At 45.0% G+C, this 16865-nt stretch carries 13 protein-coding genes; all 13 read right to left on the reverse strand.

The annotated features are described in order from the left end of the window. Positions 1-12: 12 nt before the first annotated feature. The 13 genes from infB to pyrH all read right to left on the reverse strand — a co-directional run bounded on the left by infB (position 13) and on the right by pyrH (position 16781). Entirely contained in the window at positions 13-2541 is a 2529-nt protein-coding gene (infB, locus tag BN1546_RS01405; protein WP_090735485.1) for a translation initiation factor IF-2, read from the reverse strand. After that, positions 2534-2857 carry a L7Ae/L30e/S12e/Gadd45 family ribosomal protein gene (locus BN1546_RS01410; protein WP_007430068.1) on the reverse strand — a complete coding sequence of 108 codons (324 nt, stop codon included), beginning with the start codon at positions 2855-2857 and terminating at the stop codon, positions 2534-2536. Before BN1546_RS01410 ends, infB begins: the two co-directional genes overlap by 8 nt. Beyond that, positions 2850-3158, reverse strand: coding sequence for an RNase P modulator RnpM (gene rnpM / locus BN1546_RS01415; RefSeq protein ID WP_007430067.1), 309 nt, complete (start codon positions 3156-3158; stop codon positions 2850-2852). The genes BN1546_RS01410 and rnpM overlap by 8 nt, the downstream gene beginning before the upstream one ends. Before the next feature lie 23 nt (positions 3159-3181). Then, positions 3182-4279: a transcription termination factor NusA gene (nusA, locus tag BN1546_RS01420; protein ID WP_016820980.1), complete on the reverse strand. Its 1098-nt coding sequence runs from the start codon at positions 4277-4279 to the stop codon at positions 3182-3184. 101 nt (positions 4280-4380) lie between these two features. Beyond that, entirely contained in the window at positions 4381-4842 is a 462-nt protein-coding gene (rimP, locus tag BN1546_RS01425) for a ribosome maturation factor RimP (protein WP_013370719.1), read from the reverse strand. 315 nt (positions 4843-5157) lie between these two features. Beyond that, positions 5158-9474 carry a PolC-type DNA polymerase III gene (locus tag BN1546_RS01430; RefSeq protein WP_013370717.1) on the reverse strand — a complete coding sequence of 1439 codons (4317 nt, stop codon included), beginning with the start codon at positions 9472-9474 and terminating at the stop codon, positions 5158-5160. 199 nt (positions 9475-9673) lie between these two features. Further along, positions 9674-11122, reverse strand: coding sequence for a proline--tRNA ligase (gene proS, locus BN1546_RS01435; protein ID WP_013370716.1), 1449 nt, complete (start codon positions 11120-11122; stop codon positions 9674-9676). A 50-nt stretch (positions 11123-11172) separates the two neighbouring features. Continuing rightward, positions 11173-12444, reverse strand: coding sequence for an RIP metalloprotease RseP (rseP, locus tag BN1546_RS01440; RefSeq protein WP_013370715.1), 1272 nt, complete (start codon positions 12442-12444; stop codon positions 11173-11175). A 107-nt stretch (positions 12445-12551) separates the two neighbouring features. Next, positions 12552-13691, reverse strand: coding sequence for a 1-deoxy-D-xylulose-5-phosphate reductoisomerase (locus BN1546_RS01445; RefSeq protein ID WP_090735488.1), 1140 nt, complete (start codon positions 13689-13691; stop codon positions 12552-12554). Positions 13692-13836: 145 nt separating this feature from the next. After that, positions 13837-14628, reverse strand: a complete 792-nt coding sequence (locus BN1546_RS01450) for a phosphatidate cytidylyltransferase (protein WP_090735491.1) — start codon at positions 14626-14628, stop codon at positions 13837-13839. 17 nt (positions 14629-14645) lie between these two features. Continuing rightward, a complete protein-coding gene (locus BN1546_RS01455; RefSeq protein ID WP_090735494.1) occupies positions 14646-15413 on the reverse strand; it encodes an isoprenyl transferase in 768 nt (255 codons plus the stop codon). Positions 15414-15498: 85 nt separating this feature from the next. Further along, on the reverse strand, positions 15499-16053 hold the full coding sequence (frr, locus tag BN1546_RS01460; RefSeq protein WP_014599669.1) for a ribosome recycling factor: 555 nt from the start codon (positions 16051-16053) through the stop codon (positions 15499-15501). Next, positions 16053-16781, reverse strand: a complete 729-nt coding sequence (gene pyrH, locus BN1546_RS01465; protein ID WP_013309918.1) for a UMP kinase — start codon at positions 16779-16781, stop codon at positions 16053-16055. The genes frr and pyrH overlap by 1 nt, the downstream gene beginning before the upstream one ends. Positions 16782-16865 lie beyond the last annotated feature (84 nt).

Here is a 16865-nt window from a genome sequence, read left to right on the forward strand (position 1 = left end):
ACCTCTCTGCCGTTAGCGCTCCACTGTTTCCATGACGAACGCTTCAATAATGTCGGATTCCTTAACATCATTATAACCATCAAGGGTGATACCACATTCGTAACCTTGGGCAACTTCTTTTGCGTCGTCCTTAAAGCGTTTCAGTGAGTCGATTTTACCTTCAAAAATAACGATGCCATCACGAATCAGACGTGCTTCTGCTGAACGAGTAATTTTGCCGGACGTCACCATGCAACCAGCAATCGTACCGACTTTAGTAACTTTAAACACGTTACGAACTTCAGCGTGACCGATCACATTTTCTTTATATTCAGGGTCCAGCATACCTTTCATAGCCTGCTCGATTTCTTCAATAACATTGTAAATAACGCGATGCAGACGAATGTCCACTTTTTCAGCTTCCGCTGTAGATTTCGCCTGATTATCAGGACGAACGTTAAAGCCAATAACAATAGCATTGGATGCCGCAGCCAAAATAATATCGGATTCGGTGATTGCACCTGCACCACTGTGAAGAATTTTGACGCGTACACCTTCAACTTCAATCTTGTTCAAGGAGCCTTTCAGCGCTTCGACAGAACCTTGTACGTCACCTTTAATAATGACGTTCAGATCCTTCATCTCGCCATCCTTGATGTGTTGGAACAGGTCATCCAGCGTTACGCGGGTATTACTGCCCAGATCAGATTGACGTTGCGTAATCGCACGTTTATCAGCGATAGCACGAGCCTTACGCTCATCCTCGAACACCATGAACGGATCGCCTGCAAGTGGAACTTCCGTCAGACCAGTAATTTCAACTGGAGTGGAAGGACCTGCTTCCTTAAGACGACGACCTTTATCGTTAACCATAGCACGTACACGTCCGAAGCAGTTACCTGCTACGAATGCATCGCCGACTTTCAGTGTCCCGTTTTGAACGAGAATACGGGCTACAGAACCGCGACCTTTATCCAGCTCAGCCTCAATAATAGTACCACGCGCCCGTTTATCTGGGTTCGCTTTGTACTCATTCACTTCAGCTACGAGCAGAATCATTTCGAGCAAATCTTCCAGGCCCATTCTTTGTTTAGCGGAAACATTGACAAAAATTGTATCGCCGCCCCACTCTTCGGGCACCAATTCATATTCTGTAAGTTCTTGCTTTACTTTGTCCGGGTTGGCATCCGGTTTGTCGATTTTGTTTACAGCTACGATTATTGGTAGACCTGCTGCTTTTGCATGGCTAATGGCTTCAACCGTTTGTGGCATAACACCGTCATCAGCTGCAACCACAATAATCGTCATATCTGTTACTTGAGCACCACGTGCACGCATAGCGGTAAAGGCTTCGTGACCTGGTGTATCCAAGAAAGTGATTTTTTTGCTGTTAATTTCAACTTGGTATGCACCAATGTGCTGTGTAATACCGCCAGCTTCACCACCTGTTACATTCGTGGAGCGAATGGCATCCAGCAAAGTTGTTTTACCATGATCGACGTGACCCATAATTGTTACAACCGGTGGACGTGTTCTCAAATCCGCTGGATCATCATTTTCTTCCACAGTTTCAAAACGATCTTCTTCCACTGGGATTTTCACTTCTACCTCGACGCCAAAGTCACCAGCAAGCAAGAGAATGGTATCCATATCCAGTTCTTGGTTGATGGTCGCCATTGTTCCGAGCATGATCAATTTTTTGATGACTTCTGAAGCATCCTTGTGAAGAAGCTTGGCTGTTTCGCCTACAGTCATCTCACCACGCACAATAATTTTCTTAGGCGTGTTGTCGATTTTCTCGCGACGCTCCTGTTGTTGACCTTTACCACGGTTGTTGAATTTACCACCACGATTGTTTCCACCACGGTTGTTGCCTCCACGACCACCGTTACCACCGCGCCCTCCGCCTTGACGGTTATCGTCAAAACGTCCTTGACCGGAACGGTTACCGCTGTTGTTGGAGTTGCCACCTGTACGGCTGCCACCACTGCGGTTGGAATTATTGCTTCCTGCCGAAGAAGAAGTTCTTACTGCCGCACCACCCTGGCTGCTTCCCTGAGGACGTGAACCTGTGTTATTGCTACCGGTACGCTGTTGTCCTCCCTGCTGTTGACCATTACTGCGGTTCTGAGTGCCTTGCTGGCCGCCTGGTCTAGTAGAACCTTGTTGACTGCGGTTTTGACCGCCCTGCTGACTGCTTTGCGCTTTTGGAGCGCTGCTTCGGTTACTGTTTTGGTTGTTGTTTGTCCTATTCATACTTACCTGCTTTTCCTGTTGATTTTTGGTTTGCTCCGTTGAATGATTACTATTCTGGCTTGAACCGGTCTGATTCGAGCTTACTTGCGCCGTACCTGCTTCGCCTTGCTTGACCGCAGCATTGGATTTAATATTCTTAAAAAAATTTTCCACTTTACCTACGGCATCATGTTCCATGACGCTCATATGGTTGTTCACGGGAATATCCAGCCGTTTAAGAATGGTGATAATTTCTTTGCTGCTCATGTTCAACGATTTGGCGTATTCGTATACCCGCACTTTGTCTTTGCTTTCTTGTTTACTCAATATACTCCACCTCCGACATTATCCCCGCATGTTTCATGATCAATTTCGCGAATCCTTGATCCGTCACAGCCAGCACGACCCGTTCAGGTTTGCCGATGCTGCTTCCCAAGCTTTCCCGGTCAAATCCTATCAATAAGGGGATTTTGTACGTCCCGCATTTGTCGCGGAATTTCTTTTGAGTATTCATTGAAGCATCTTTCGCAAGAATGACCAGCTTGGCTTCTGAAGACCTGATCGCTTTATAAACGATCTCATCACCTGTTAGCAACTTGCCAGCTCTCATGGCAAGCCCCAATCCAGACAGCGCCTTATTCATCCTGCACGCTGCCTTGTGCCGCCAGGAATTCTTCCTCGACGGCAGCAAAATCACGACTTAGCTGCTCATAAATATCAGGATGGACCGAGTGCTTCAATGCTCGATCCAGTGCCTTGCTCTTTTGAGCCAGCTTGAAGCAGGCGGCTTTGCCGCACAAGTAAGCGCCGCGTCCCGACTTTTTGCCAGTCAAGTCAATCAACACTTCGTCTTCAGGGGTTTTGACGACACGGATTAACTGCTTCTTTGGCATCATTTCATGACAGGCGACACATTTACGCAAAGGTATCTTTCTCTGTTTCATGCATTAACCCCCCTACACTCCGCTTAATCTACAGAAACGGAATCCTGATGCATTTCATCGGTGGATGTTCTCGGTCTGCCGAGTTCTTCCTCCGCCTGTGTTTCACTCTTAATATCAATTTTCCAGCCAGTAAGCTTAGCAGCAAGGCGAGCATTTTGCCCTTTGATACCAATAGCTAGAGAAAGCTGATAATCAGGTACTATAACGCGAGCCATTTTCTCTTCTTCAAATACCTGTACTTCAAGCACCTTGGACGGACTCAAAGCATTAGCCACGTATTCATCAACATTATCAGAATAGCGTACAATGTCGATTTTTTCGCCACGCAGCTCGTTTACAATGGTCTGCACCCGCGTTCCTCTTGGTCCCACACAAGAACCTACCGGATCAACCTCGGCGTTACGAGAATGAACAGCGATTTTAGAACGGAAGCCTGCTTCACGCGCTACGGAACGAATCTCTACAACACCGTCAAAAATTTCAGGCACTTCGAGTTCGAACAAACGCTTAAGCAGACCCGGATGTGATCGGGACAGCATAATTTGCGGTCCTTTGGTTGTGTTCTCCACCTTGGTAATATAAGCCTTAATCCGATCCAAATGGTTGAATTTCTCATTAGGCATTAGCTCACTCAACGGAAGAACTGCTTCCACCTTACCAAGATCAATATAAATATTACGTGGATCTTGGCGCTGTACAGTTCCTGTTACAATATCCTCTTCCTTGTCCACAAACTTGTTGTAGATCAGTCCCCGTTCCGCTTCGCGAATGCGCTGGGTCACGACCTGCTTCGCTGTTTGTGCAGCAATCCGTCCAAAATCACGTGGTGTGACTTCAATTTCAGCGATATCCTCCAACTGAAAATGTGGGTTAATCTCACGGGCTGCCGGCAACGAAATCTCGGTACGAGGATCCAATACCTCCTCAACAATCAGCTTGCGGGCATATACCTTAATGACTCCCGAGTTGCGGTTCATATCAACACGCACGTTTTGTGCGGTATTGAAATTCCGTTTGTAGCTGGAGATCAGGGCTGCTTCAATGGCCTCAAACAGCACGTCCTTACTGATCCCCTTTTCTCTTTCCAACTCGTTCATTGCTTCAATAAAATCCATACTCATGGATTACTGCTCCCCCTTTCAAATGATGGCACCTGCGTACTGGTCGGCACACGAGGCAAAAAACATGTAGTACATGTCAAACAGCAACAATCAAATCTGAATTAAAATATGATCGCGAGCCTTGCACCAGCTACCTTGTCATAAGGTATGGTATGCTTCTTTTGTCCACTTTGGACGGTGAGTTCCCCATCTTCAAAAGAAAGCAAACGGCCTTCGAATTCCTTCAGACCGTTAATCGGCTCGTATGTAGTAACGAATACGTTTTTGCCTACCGCTTTAGTGACATCCTCCGCTTTTTTCAGCGGTCTCTCGGCGCCTGGTGAAGACACCTCCAGAAAATATGCTGTAGAAACAGGGTCATTTTCATCCAGCTTTTGACCCAAATATTCACTGATCATACTACAGTCGTCCAGATCAATTCCTCCGTCTTTATCTACAAAAACGCGAAGAAACCAATTGCTACCCTCTTTGACATACTCGACATCGACCAGTTCAAAACCATGCTCATCGAGGTAAGGTTGGGCCATTTCTTCTACTACTGATTTGATCTTTGGTGTGCTCAAAGATTATAACCTCCAAAAGTGAACTTTCCTGTGGTGAAAAAGAGATACCCTCTTGCCGTGGGCAATGCTTCTCCATCACCGGCATTTTCATTTTCATTTGATGTAATGTTCATTTTGGGCTCACTGCAAATAAACCGGCGTACCGGTTGCCTGCCCAAAAATAACCTTTTTTTCACGTTGTACCTGTATATCAAACAGTAAAGAGTGGGTTTCCCCACTCTTTTAGCAACGGTTTTATCTCCATGATTACCAAAAAAATTATAACATAACCGTAGTTATGTGACAAGTGCCAGAGCTTGACTACTATAGTTCGGATTAAAACAGAGACAGCTGATTACTCTCTGGCAGACCTCGAAAGCATCCCATCTGGGACAGCATTTCGACAATCGTTTTACTAGCCTTCGATTTCTGTTGAAAATCCTCAACGGACAAAAATTCACCTTGTTCACGGGCAGCTGCGATGTTACGTGCTGCATTATCTCCAATACCCTGAAGAGCTCCGAACGGAGGAATGAGCGAGTCCCCGTCCACTTTGAAACGAGTAGCTTCGGAACGGTACAAATCAATGGATTTAAAACTAAACCCGCGAGCCGTCATTTCCAAAGCCATCTCCAGGATTGGAAGCATCCCTTTTTCTTTAGGTGGCGCCTGAAAACCAAGCTGCTCAATTTCGACAATCTTCCGTGCGATCGCATCATACCCCTGACAGCACAGGTCAATATCAAAATCGGCTGCACGTACTGAGAAGTAAGTTGCATAATACTCGATCGGATGATACAGCTTGAAATATGCTGTACGCACGGCTGAAATAACATAGGCTGCAGCATGCGCCTTCGGGAACATGTACTGGATTTTTAGACAGGAATCAATGTACCACTGCGGCACCTTGCATTTTTTCATTTCTTCAATCCATTCGGCACTAAGTCCTTTACCTTTACGTACGCTCTCCGTAATTTTAAAGGCCAGACCTGCATCCATCCCAGCCTTGTAAATCAAAAACAGCATGATATCATCCCGACAACCAATTACGGTCTTGATGTTACATGTATTATTTTTAATCAACTCTTGTGCATTCCCTAGCCATACACCCGTCCCGTGAGACAAACCGGATATTTGCAGTAAATCGGCAAAAGAACTCGGCTGCGACTCTACCAGCATCTGGCGTACAAATTTTGTCCCCATCTCTGGTACACCATAGGTGGCGACAGGCGTGCGAATCTGCTGCGGTGTTACACCGAGTGCCTCCGTGGAATTGAACATGCTCATCACCTTGGGATCATTCATTGGAATGGTCGTAGGGTCAACCCCGGTCAAATCCTGAAGCATTCTCATCATGGTCGGATCATCATGGCCCAGAATATCGAGCTTGAGTAAGTTCGCATCAAAAGCGTGATAATCAAAATGCGTCGTTTTCCATTCCGAGCTCGTATCATCAGCCGGATACTGCACCGGTGTAATGTCCTCGACCTCAATATAATCGGGAACAACAACGATCCCGCCCGGATGCTGTCCGGTACTACGTTTTACACCCGTACAACCAGAAGCCAGCCTGTTCAGCTCGGCTCCACGCCATTTTTTATGATGTGCCTCTTCATATTTTTTGGCAAAACCAAACGCCGTTTTCTCAGCAACTGTACCAATGGTTCCTGCACGGAAAACACTTTTTTCACCAAACAGTACTTTTGTATAGTTATGGGCAACAGGTTGATATTCACCAGAGAAGTTCAAGTCAATATCGGGAACTTTATCTCCTTTAAAACCGAGGAACGTTTCAAAAGGTATATCCTGTCCCTCACCCTTGAGCTTGCCACCGCAATTCGGACAGTTTTTATCTGGCAAGTCAAAACCGCTCGGCACACTTCCATCCAAAAACCATTCGCTGTGTCTACATTCAGAATTACCGCAAATATAATGGGCGGGCAGTGGATTTACCTCAGAAATACCGAGAAAAGTAGCAACTACAGAAGAACCAACAGAACCCCGTGAACCTACCAAGTATCCATCCTGATTAGACTTTTTAACCAGACGTTCAGAAATGAGATAGTTAGCGGAGAAACCATATTTAATAATAGGTTCCAATTCTTTTTCAAGGCGAGCTACAACAACCTCAGGTAAGGATTCACCATAAATGGATCGAGCCGTCTCATAGCATGTATTACGAATTTCCTCGTCTGCTCCGTCCAGCAATGGCGTAAAAAGCTTGTCGGGGAACAGTTCCAGTTCTTCAAAACGCTCTGCCAGCTCACTAGTGTTTTTCACAACGACTTCATACGCTTTTTCCTCACCCAAAAACTCGAACTCTGCCAGCATTTCATCCGTTGTCCGCAAATGAGCATCTGGCTTTCGGATGTCCTTTAGCGGGCTAAAACCAGTAATGCCATGAATAGTAATATCACGGTACAGCTTATCGCGAGTTTCCAAATAGTGAACATTGCCTGTAGCAATTACGGGCTTATCAAGGCGTTTTCCTATGTCGCATACTTTGCGAATGGCCGTTTTTAGTGCATCAGGCCCGCTTACAAGCTGCTTTTCCACCAGATGCATATACATCGTCAAAGGTTGAATCTCCAGCACATCATAAAACTGTGCAATCTCCTCGGCTTCTTCCTCGGACTTGTTTAACACAGCCTCGAAGAATTCTCCTTTTTCACAGCCAGAAATAATAAGCAATCCGTCTCTCATCTCAGACAATTTCGATTTAGGAATACAAGGCACACGCTTGAAATATTCGGTATGAGACATGGAAACCAGCTTGTACAGATTTTTTTTACCAACCGGATTGAGAGCATAAATGCAGCAGTGGAAAGGACGAACAGTCGATAGATCCTTACCTACATAATCATTCAGACGATCGAGCATTTTTAATCCCTTAATTTGTTCCGCATCATTCAGCAAGCCATTTAGCACTTCAGTCAGTGCGACTGTATCGTCAATGGCTCGGTGATGACTTTCTAGTGCCACTTTATATTTGCTCGTCAACGTATTCAGACGATGGTTTTTCATTGTTGGAAACAGTAAACGAGCCAGTTCGAGCGTATCCAGTACCGGATTGGTCATTTCGGGCAAACCCATCTTTCGAAGGGTGGCCTGGATAAAGCCGATATCAAACCGCGCATTATGGGCAACCAATACAGCATCGCCAGCAAAAGCTACGAACTCCTTCATAACAGGTTCCACATCCGGCGCATCCTTGACCATTTCATCGTTAATGTTGGTCAGTTGCTGAATGTTGTATGGTATACGTTCATGCGGATTGACAAAGGTTGCATAACGATCAATTTCCTTGCCCTCATGCATTTTAACAGCAGCAATCTCTATGATTTTATTTTGTGTAACTGATAGACCGGTGGTTTCAATATCAAAAACGACATAAGTCGCTGTTTTCAAATTTAATGGCTGTGCCTGCATTACAACCTCAACAGCATCATTAACCACATTGGCCTCAACACCGTAGATCATCTTAATGCCATTTTTCTTTGCAGCCTTAGCGGCATCAGGGTAGCATTGCACACCGCCATGATCGGTGACCGCAATCGCCTTGTGCCCCCATTTGGCGGCTGTTTTGACATATTGATCAATCGAGGCGACAGCATCCATTGCACTCATCTTTGTGTGCAGATGAAACTCAACCCGTTTTTCCGCTGCATTATCCTTACGTCCGGGTGGAGCCTGTACTTCAACTAGATCGGAAGGAATCATAACCAGCTCGGGAATTTGCATAAAACGGTCATATTCAACTCTTCCCCGCACTTTGACCCATTTACCGTTAGCCAACAGACTGAGAATTTTTAGATCTTCTTTAGTTTTAGCAAACATTTTCATTTGCAGGGAATCACTAAAGTCGGTCAAATAATACGTAAACAATGTACTGCCGTTGCGCAATTCTTTACTGTCCAAACCGAAGATTGTTCCTTGTAGGGTGACTTTCTTTTCTTCGTCCTGAATCTCTTGCATCGGAATAGCCGGTTCTTTGATGTCATAACCAAATTGAAGCCGTACGTCTCCTTCTTCTTCTTCCAAAGGCGGCATCTCGGATTCCATACTTTCCATCATCTGCTGAATAACTTCGCGTTCTTCTTGCATCTTCTTTTCTTGGAATTCCTGTAATGCCTCCTGGTTACTTTCACCCACCTGGACTTTAATGCGCATAGAGATCCCAAAATATTTATCGTAAAACTTAATAATAGCTTGATCTATCTGCTTTTTGCGCGCCAGTTCCAATGACATACTATCGCTCATTGTTAGTAATAATAGACCGTCTTCCCACTCATGCACAGCCCGGTTCATCCAACCGTTAACAGATGGAATTTCACGGTGCACCCACTCTAAAAAAAGCTTCCAGTATTCACCGATAATATCACCAGGTTGAACCTGCTCACTGTACTGAAAGCGGAATGTGATTTTAGCGATATGGCTCATTTTTTCCTGTACTTGAATACAGAACGTACGATACACCTGAGCGGGGACCAGTGTCTCTTTGGCAATAGTGATATTCCAATCCTTGTTGGTACGGCTAATCTCAACCTGATCAATCCAACCGTCCAAAAAATAAGGATCAACCACTCCCGCCGGCATTACAACCTGCTTCATCAGCAGCTCCAGCCGCTTTCTCTTTTCTTCAGCTCCGCCCATGACTCTCCCCCCAATTTCCAATCTACCATTCTGAAAACATGAAAAGCTTCTGCGTCTAAAACATCTCCGACCGCAAAAGCTTTTCGTAGCCTTCTTCAACCCTCATCACAACGATATAGATAGTCCGGAATATTATCCAGTAACAGCTATTCCTGTTGGCGAAGAGAATGAAGTAAGTATAGGGTATTGCTCTTCTTTATTAGTACGCCCGTGCGAACACTACTGTATGCTTGGCTGGTTTGCCACAGCACAAACATGTGGTCTTTTGCTCAGTTGTTTTAAACGGTATGTTACGGCTCGTAGCGCCTGTCACTTCTTTAACTTTGTCTTCACATTCTTCAGATCCGCACCAACCAGCCAAAGTAAAGCCACGTTTTTCTTCCATGAGAGTCTTCATTTCATCCAACGTATCGACGGAATAGAAGTTTTCTTCCATGAAGTTCTTCGCACGGTCAAACATCTCTTGTTGTACCTGTGCGAGCATCGCGTGTACTTCTTCAAGCAGATTGTCCTGTTGTACAATTTTTTTCTCACCGCTGATACGGGATACAAGAACACAGACACCGTTTTCCATATCACGAGGGCCGATCTCCAGACGAACCGGTACACCGCGCATTTCATATTCATTAAATTTCCAGCCTGGACTTACATCACTGCGGTCGTCCATTTTAACACGGACACCCGCTTGTTTCAACTCAGCAAACAATTCATCTGCACGAGCGATAACTGCATCACGTTTCTTAGGTGGTCCAATAGGAACCATAATAACCTGAGTAGGTGCCACTTTAGGAGGCAGTGCAAGACCACGGTCATCTCCATGGACCATAATTAATGCACCGATCAAACGTGTACTTGTTCCCCAAGATGTCGTATGCGCGAATTCCAGGTTGTTTTCACGACTCAAATATTTAATGTCAAATGCTACGGCAAAGTTAGTTCCCATATAGTGGGATGTTCCAGCTTGTACCGCACGTCCATCTCTCATCATCGCTTCCAGTGAAAATGTATCCTTCGCACCTGCGAACTTTTCAGAAGGTGTTTTCTGTCCAGTTATAACCGGAATAGCTAGAACTTCCTCGATGACCTCACGATAAACTTCCAGCATTTTCATCGTTTCTTCACGTGCTTCTTCTTCTGTTTCATGAGCTGTGTGACCTTCTTGCCACAAAAATTCACTTGTTCGCAAGAAAGGCAGCGTACGTTTTTCCCAACGCACCACATTAGCCCATTGGTTAATGAGCACAGGCAGATCACGATAGGATTGAATCCATTTGGAGTACATATGACCGATCATGGTTTCCGAAGTTGGACGGATTGCAAGACGTTCTTCCAGCTTTTCCCCACCAGCCTCAGTCACCCATGGCAGTTCAGGATTAAATCCCTCCACATGCTCTTTTTCTTTTTGGAAAAAGCTTTCTGGGATAAACATTGGAAAATAAGCATTGCGATGACCCGTTTCTCTGAAACGTACGTCCATAGCTTCCTTAATGTGCTCCCAAATCTCAAAACCATCGGGACGGAATACAATACACCCGCGAACCGGCGAGTAATCCATCAGTTCTGCTTTTTTAATAACATCAATATACCATCGGGAAAAATCTTCGCTCTGCGGCGTGATTTCCTCGACAAACTGTTTATCGTTCGACATAGAAATGCATGTCCTCCCATACAGACCATTTTTATAATGTCCGTCTCTAATTAACCATTAATTAAGCGTAAAATATCGTTATACGTGACCGCAATCATAAGTAGGAATAGCATAGCAAAACCAACGAAATGGACCATTCCTTCCCTGCTCGGATCAACAGGACGTCCTCTTACCGCCTCAACCCCAAGGAAAACAAGTCTACTTCCATCCAAAGCCGGAATAGGCAATAGATTGAATATCCCCAGATAAAGACTCATGATCGCAGTCCAATATGTCAACTGCTCAATGCCTTGCTTAGCAATTTGTCCCGTCACTTCAAAAGTACGTACGGGGCCTCCCAGGTCATTGATAGAAAAACGTTGGATAAGCTGGCTAAATCCTTGAAAAATAATATCTGTCGTTCTGACCATGGATTGTCCGGCAAATTTGAATGTTTCCCCAACACCTGCTTGGCGTTTTGGAAGTTCAGGCACAATGCCCACCTTGCCACCCTTTTGTCCTTCCATTGCACGAGGTGTAATAGTAAGATCAAAGGTTTTATCATCACGGCGAACTGTCCACTTCATCGGCTTGTCTTGAGAATCCGCAATCAGTTTGATCATGTTTTCAACATTCGCACCAATTGCAACTCCGTTCACCGATTCAATGATATCTCCCTTATGCAAATCAGCTTCAGCAGCAGGCATACCTGCTGTAATTTCACTAATTTGAACATAAGTTGGGTTGTCCACTTGTATGCCGACCATCTGGATATGCAGACCAAACAGAATAAAGGCAAGAATAAAATTCATCAGTGGTCCAGCAAATATAGCCATCGCACGCTGTCCCACTGTTTTACTCCCATACTGTCGATCCTTCGGTGCAATTTGAATGGATTGTCCTTTGGTTACCATCATCGCTTGTGGATGCACAGTATATTGCTGATCTTCGCCATCCACATCTAATTTTACAGTTAGCGCTTGTTCCAGATCAATATCCAACACTTCACCGCGCACAACATTCTTGCGGTTATCCAGTTGGTCCAAATAGATGGTCTTAACGACGCCATCTGTTACGCGTACAGCAATCGTTTGTCCGGTTTCAATTTCATTGACCTCCGGATCCTCTCCCGCCATGCGGGCAAAACCACCGAACGGCAGCAACCGTAGTGTAAATCGTGTCTCGTTTCTTTTATAAGAGAACAGTTTCGGACCGAAACCGATCGCAAACTCCCGTACCAGAATCCCGGCGCGTTTGGCAAAATAATAATGCCCCCATTCATGCACCGTCACTATGACGAAAAACATGAGCACCGTCATCAACACTATTTGAATCGTTTCCAATCGTTTCCGTTCCCCTTTCAATGAGATCAAGTTTGTCTTCCTAGATTATCATTATTCTCTGAACCCGCACAAGAGAATCACAATTCGTTCTTGACCCCAACATTAGCCTACAACCTCGCAGCTATACTACGAGTTTCGCGGTCACAGGTTTCAATCGCAGACAAATCAGGATCAGCCATATTGACATGCTGTTCGAGCACCTGTTCAATAATAGCTTCAATATGCAGAAAAGAAATTTCTCCACGCAAGAAACGGGCAACAGCAATCTCATTAGCAGCATTAAATGCGGTCGGTGCTGTACCACCCATTTTACCACATTCGAAGGCAAGCCTTAAACAAGGAAAACGATTAAAATCCATTTCCTTAAAGTGGAGTTTTCCCACTTCAGCCAGTGACAGAGGCTTTGCCGGAGACTTCATCCGCTCAGGATAAGTCAATGCATATTGAATGGGTACTCTCATGTCCGGGTTCCCAAGTTGAGCAACAATGCTTGTATCCTGAAACTCGACGTAGGAATGAATAATGCTTTCCGGATGAAGCAACACATGGATCTGCTCATAGCTAAGTCCGAACAGCCAATGTGCCTCAATGACTTCCAGCCCTTTGTTTACCATCGTTGCTGAATCAATTGTAATTTTGGCCCCCATTGACCAATTAGGATGCTTAAGTGCATCTTCCACAGTAACTTCACGCAGCTGTTCCCTTGTCAAATCTCGAAAAGAACCGCCTGATGCTGTGAGGGTAATATGTGCCACATCTTTCATACGCTCACCATTCAGACATTGGAAAATAGCTGAATGCTCACTGTCAATCGGCAGCAACGGCACTCCTTTCGCCCGAGCTCGCGCAGTGACCAGATGACCAGCAGTAACCAGTGTTTCCTTGTTAGCCAAACCGACCTGTTTTCCAGCCTCAATCGCGGCCAGCGTGGAGTGCAATCCGACACTGCCCATTACAGCCGTCACAACCATATCCGCCTCTGTATTCGCGGCCAGCTCAACAAGTCCTTCATTTCCCCAGTGTAGTTCGATTCCAGAAGGCAGTAAAGGACGAATTTCATCCGCTAACTGCTGAGTACCGACAGACACTTTTTTAGGATGATAGAGATGTGCTTGCTCAGCAAGTAACTTTACATTGGAGCCGCCTGCTAAAGCCTCAACAGTGAACTGATCTGGGTGCATGGACACCACATCCAGTGTTTGAGTTCCAATAGAGCCGGTTGAACCAAGTACCGTAATTCTTTTCATGATGCACCTTCCTATCCTGAAAATCACTTTAATCAGGAGCTCATTGTTTGTTACCCAGGCAACTATACAGCTGCTACCATCCTTCTAATAGCGCAGGAGGAACAACATAAAGGTTGATCCTGAGCATAAGTTGTAATTACCAGACTCATGGAAGCAGCATCAGCATATGTACAAATGGAAAAACGACAATCCAGCTGTCGCAGCGGTCTAGTATACCACCGTGTCCTGGCAGCAGATTACCAGAATCTTTAATGCCGTACACTCGTTTGTATGCAGATTGTACCAAATCGCCCAGTTGTCCCACAACAGCACATGACAAACCGATGCCGAAGGCTTTACCCCAGGGCAGCAGTCCACCTGATAATCCAGCGAATACCAGAGCTACAACCAAAGCTAAAACAACTCCGCCAATGGACCCTTCAACCGTTTTGTTTGGACTAATCGCAGGCCATAGCTTCGTCTTTCCTACCATTTTGCCTACAAAATATGCCCCTGCATCACTTGCCCAAATACAAGACAACAACAAAAAAGTCCATAACAGTCCATGTTCCATATGACGTGATTCTGCAATATACGAAAATCCAAATCCTATATATACAGTACCAAGAAATAGTATAGCTACCGTTTGAATTGGGATTTTATTTTTCGTTCCTACCGTGATCATCATAAACACTATCATTACCAACCAAAGCAAACTGGCAAAGGATAGCGGTGTGTGTAAACCCAGAGGTTGATATGGGAATACAAATGCTAATATGCTTACGTAGCCAAGCAGTGCCGTACCTCCAAAAGGAGATACCTGCGTCATTCGTGCGAACTCATAAAATCCGATTAGGGCCATCACCAATATAAGCAAATGGTAGGCCAAGCCGCCCCACAGGACCATTGCCAAAAAGAATATGCCTGCCAGAATACCGGTAATTAATCTCTGTCTCAACGGCTTTCATCCTCCATTTACTTCAGTCCGCCATACCGTCGTGATCTTTTCTGATATTCGATCACTGCTTCGTATAAATGCTCTTTTTTAAACTCGGGCCAATAAATATCAGTAAACCACAACTCACTATATGCAAGCTGCCAAAGCATAAAATTACTGAGTCTAAGTTCCCCGCTTGTTCGAATCAATAAATCAGGATCTGGCATACCAGTAGAAAGCAACGTGTTGCCAATTAGCTCAGATGTTATATCTTCCGGCTTCAGCTTTCCATCCTCAATTTGTCGGCCCAATGCTTGCATGCACTCTGTGATTTCCAACCGACTGCCATAATTTAATGCAAAATTAAGTACAAGTCCGGTATTATTTTCAGTACGTCGAGTCGCTTCAGTCAGCGCTTCAACGGTATGGGAAGGTAAATGTTCCTTGTTCCCCATCATACGCACTTGCACATTTTTTTCAATCAGCTCATCCAGCTCAATTGTCAAAAATTCTTGAGGCAATTTCATTAGAAAATCAACTTCGTCCTTTGGACGCGTCCAATTCTCAGTTGAAAAAGCAAATAAAGTTAAATACTTAATACCCAGTTCATCCGCTGCAATTGCTGTGCGTTTCACTGCCTTCATTCCATTTTGATGCCCTACAATCCGCGGCATTCCAATCCGTTTGGCCCATCTGCCGTTCCCATCCATGATGACAGCAACATGCTGCGGAATATTGTCTTTTGAAATGGCCGGTGTTTGCTGTTTTTGTTCCCCGTTCCACCAAGACCGAACCCGTTTGATCATTCCAGTTCCTCCAGCATTCTCTGAAAATGTGCCTCAGGCTTGAAAAGAGACAAACCCCACCGTAAGGGAGGGGCTGCCAATCTTTTTAAACTTCCATAATTTCTTTTTCTTTTGCAGCTAAAACTTTATCCACTTCAGCGATAAACTTATCAGTCGTCTTCTGGATATCTTCCTGATGCTTACGAGATTCGTCCTCGGAAATATCACTTTTCTCCATTTTTTTAATATCATCGTTTGCATCACGACGAATGTTACGAATAGCGATTTTCGCTTCTTCACCGCTCTTTTTCGTCAGCTTCACCAAATCAGTTCTGCGCTCCTCCGTTAAAGCAGGAATACTCAGACGAATGGTGTTACCATCATTCGAAGGTGTCAAACCCAAATCGGATTTTTGGATAGCGCGTTCGATATCAGCCAAAGAAGATTTGTCCCAAGGCTGAATCATCAAGGTCCGACTGTCAGGTGTATTGATATTCGCCAGCTGATTGACTGGAGTCATTGCGCCGTAATATTCAACCTGCACACGGTCCAGTAATGCTGGTGTTGCCCGTCCTGCACGCAAAGATGCAAGATCACGTTGCAATGCCTGGATTGCTTTTTGCATGCGCTCTTCAGCGCTCTTTTTCACAGATTGTGGCATTAATTTACACTCCCTTTGACGATCGTACCAATTTTTTCACCCAGTACGACACGTTTAATGTTACCTTGCTCTGTAATAGCAAAGACAATCAACGGAATATTGTTATCCATGCACAGCGAGGAAGCTGTAGAATCCATGACACCAAGATTTTTATTAAGCACATCCAAATACGTGAGCTGCTCATATTTTTCAGCTGTGCTATCTTTAAACGGATCGGCGGAGTACACACCATCTACTTTATTTTTAGCCATCAGAATTACTTCTGCTTCGATCTCAGCGGCACGCAAAGCAGCTGTAGTATCAGTCGAGAAGAACGGATTACCCGTACCTGCAGCAAAAATTACGACCCGACCTTTTTCCAGATGACGAATAGCTCTACGGCGAATGTAAGGTTCTGCAATCTGTTGCATTGCGATGGACGTTTGTACACGCGTAGGCACTTCAATCTGTTCCAAAGCATCCTGTAGAGCCAATGAGTTCATCACGGTTGCAAGCATACCCATGTAATCTGCCGTTGCCCGGTCAATCCCATTGGCACTTCCAGCAATACCACGCCAGATATTACCGCCTCCGCACACAATAGCAACTTCTACTCCTAGTTCCACCACGTCCTTAACTTGTTCAGCAATCGACGCAATTGTATCCGCATCAATACCGTAACCGTTAGGACCTGACAGCGACTCCCCACTAACTTTCAGAACAACACGTTTAAATACAGGTTTTTCCAAATGATCACCCTCCAATTTCATATATTATTTATGTAACAGGATAGGTGTCCTGTTGCAAGAAATGGAACACTGATGTGTTCCATT

Source organism: Paenibacillus sp. Mc5Re-14 (assembly GCF_001049835.1).
Classification (GTDB): domain Bacteria; phylum Bacillota; class Bacilli; order Paenibacillales; family Paenibacillaceae; genus Paenibacillus; species Paenibacillus polymyxa_C.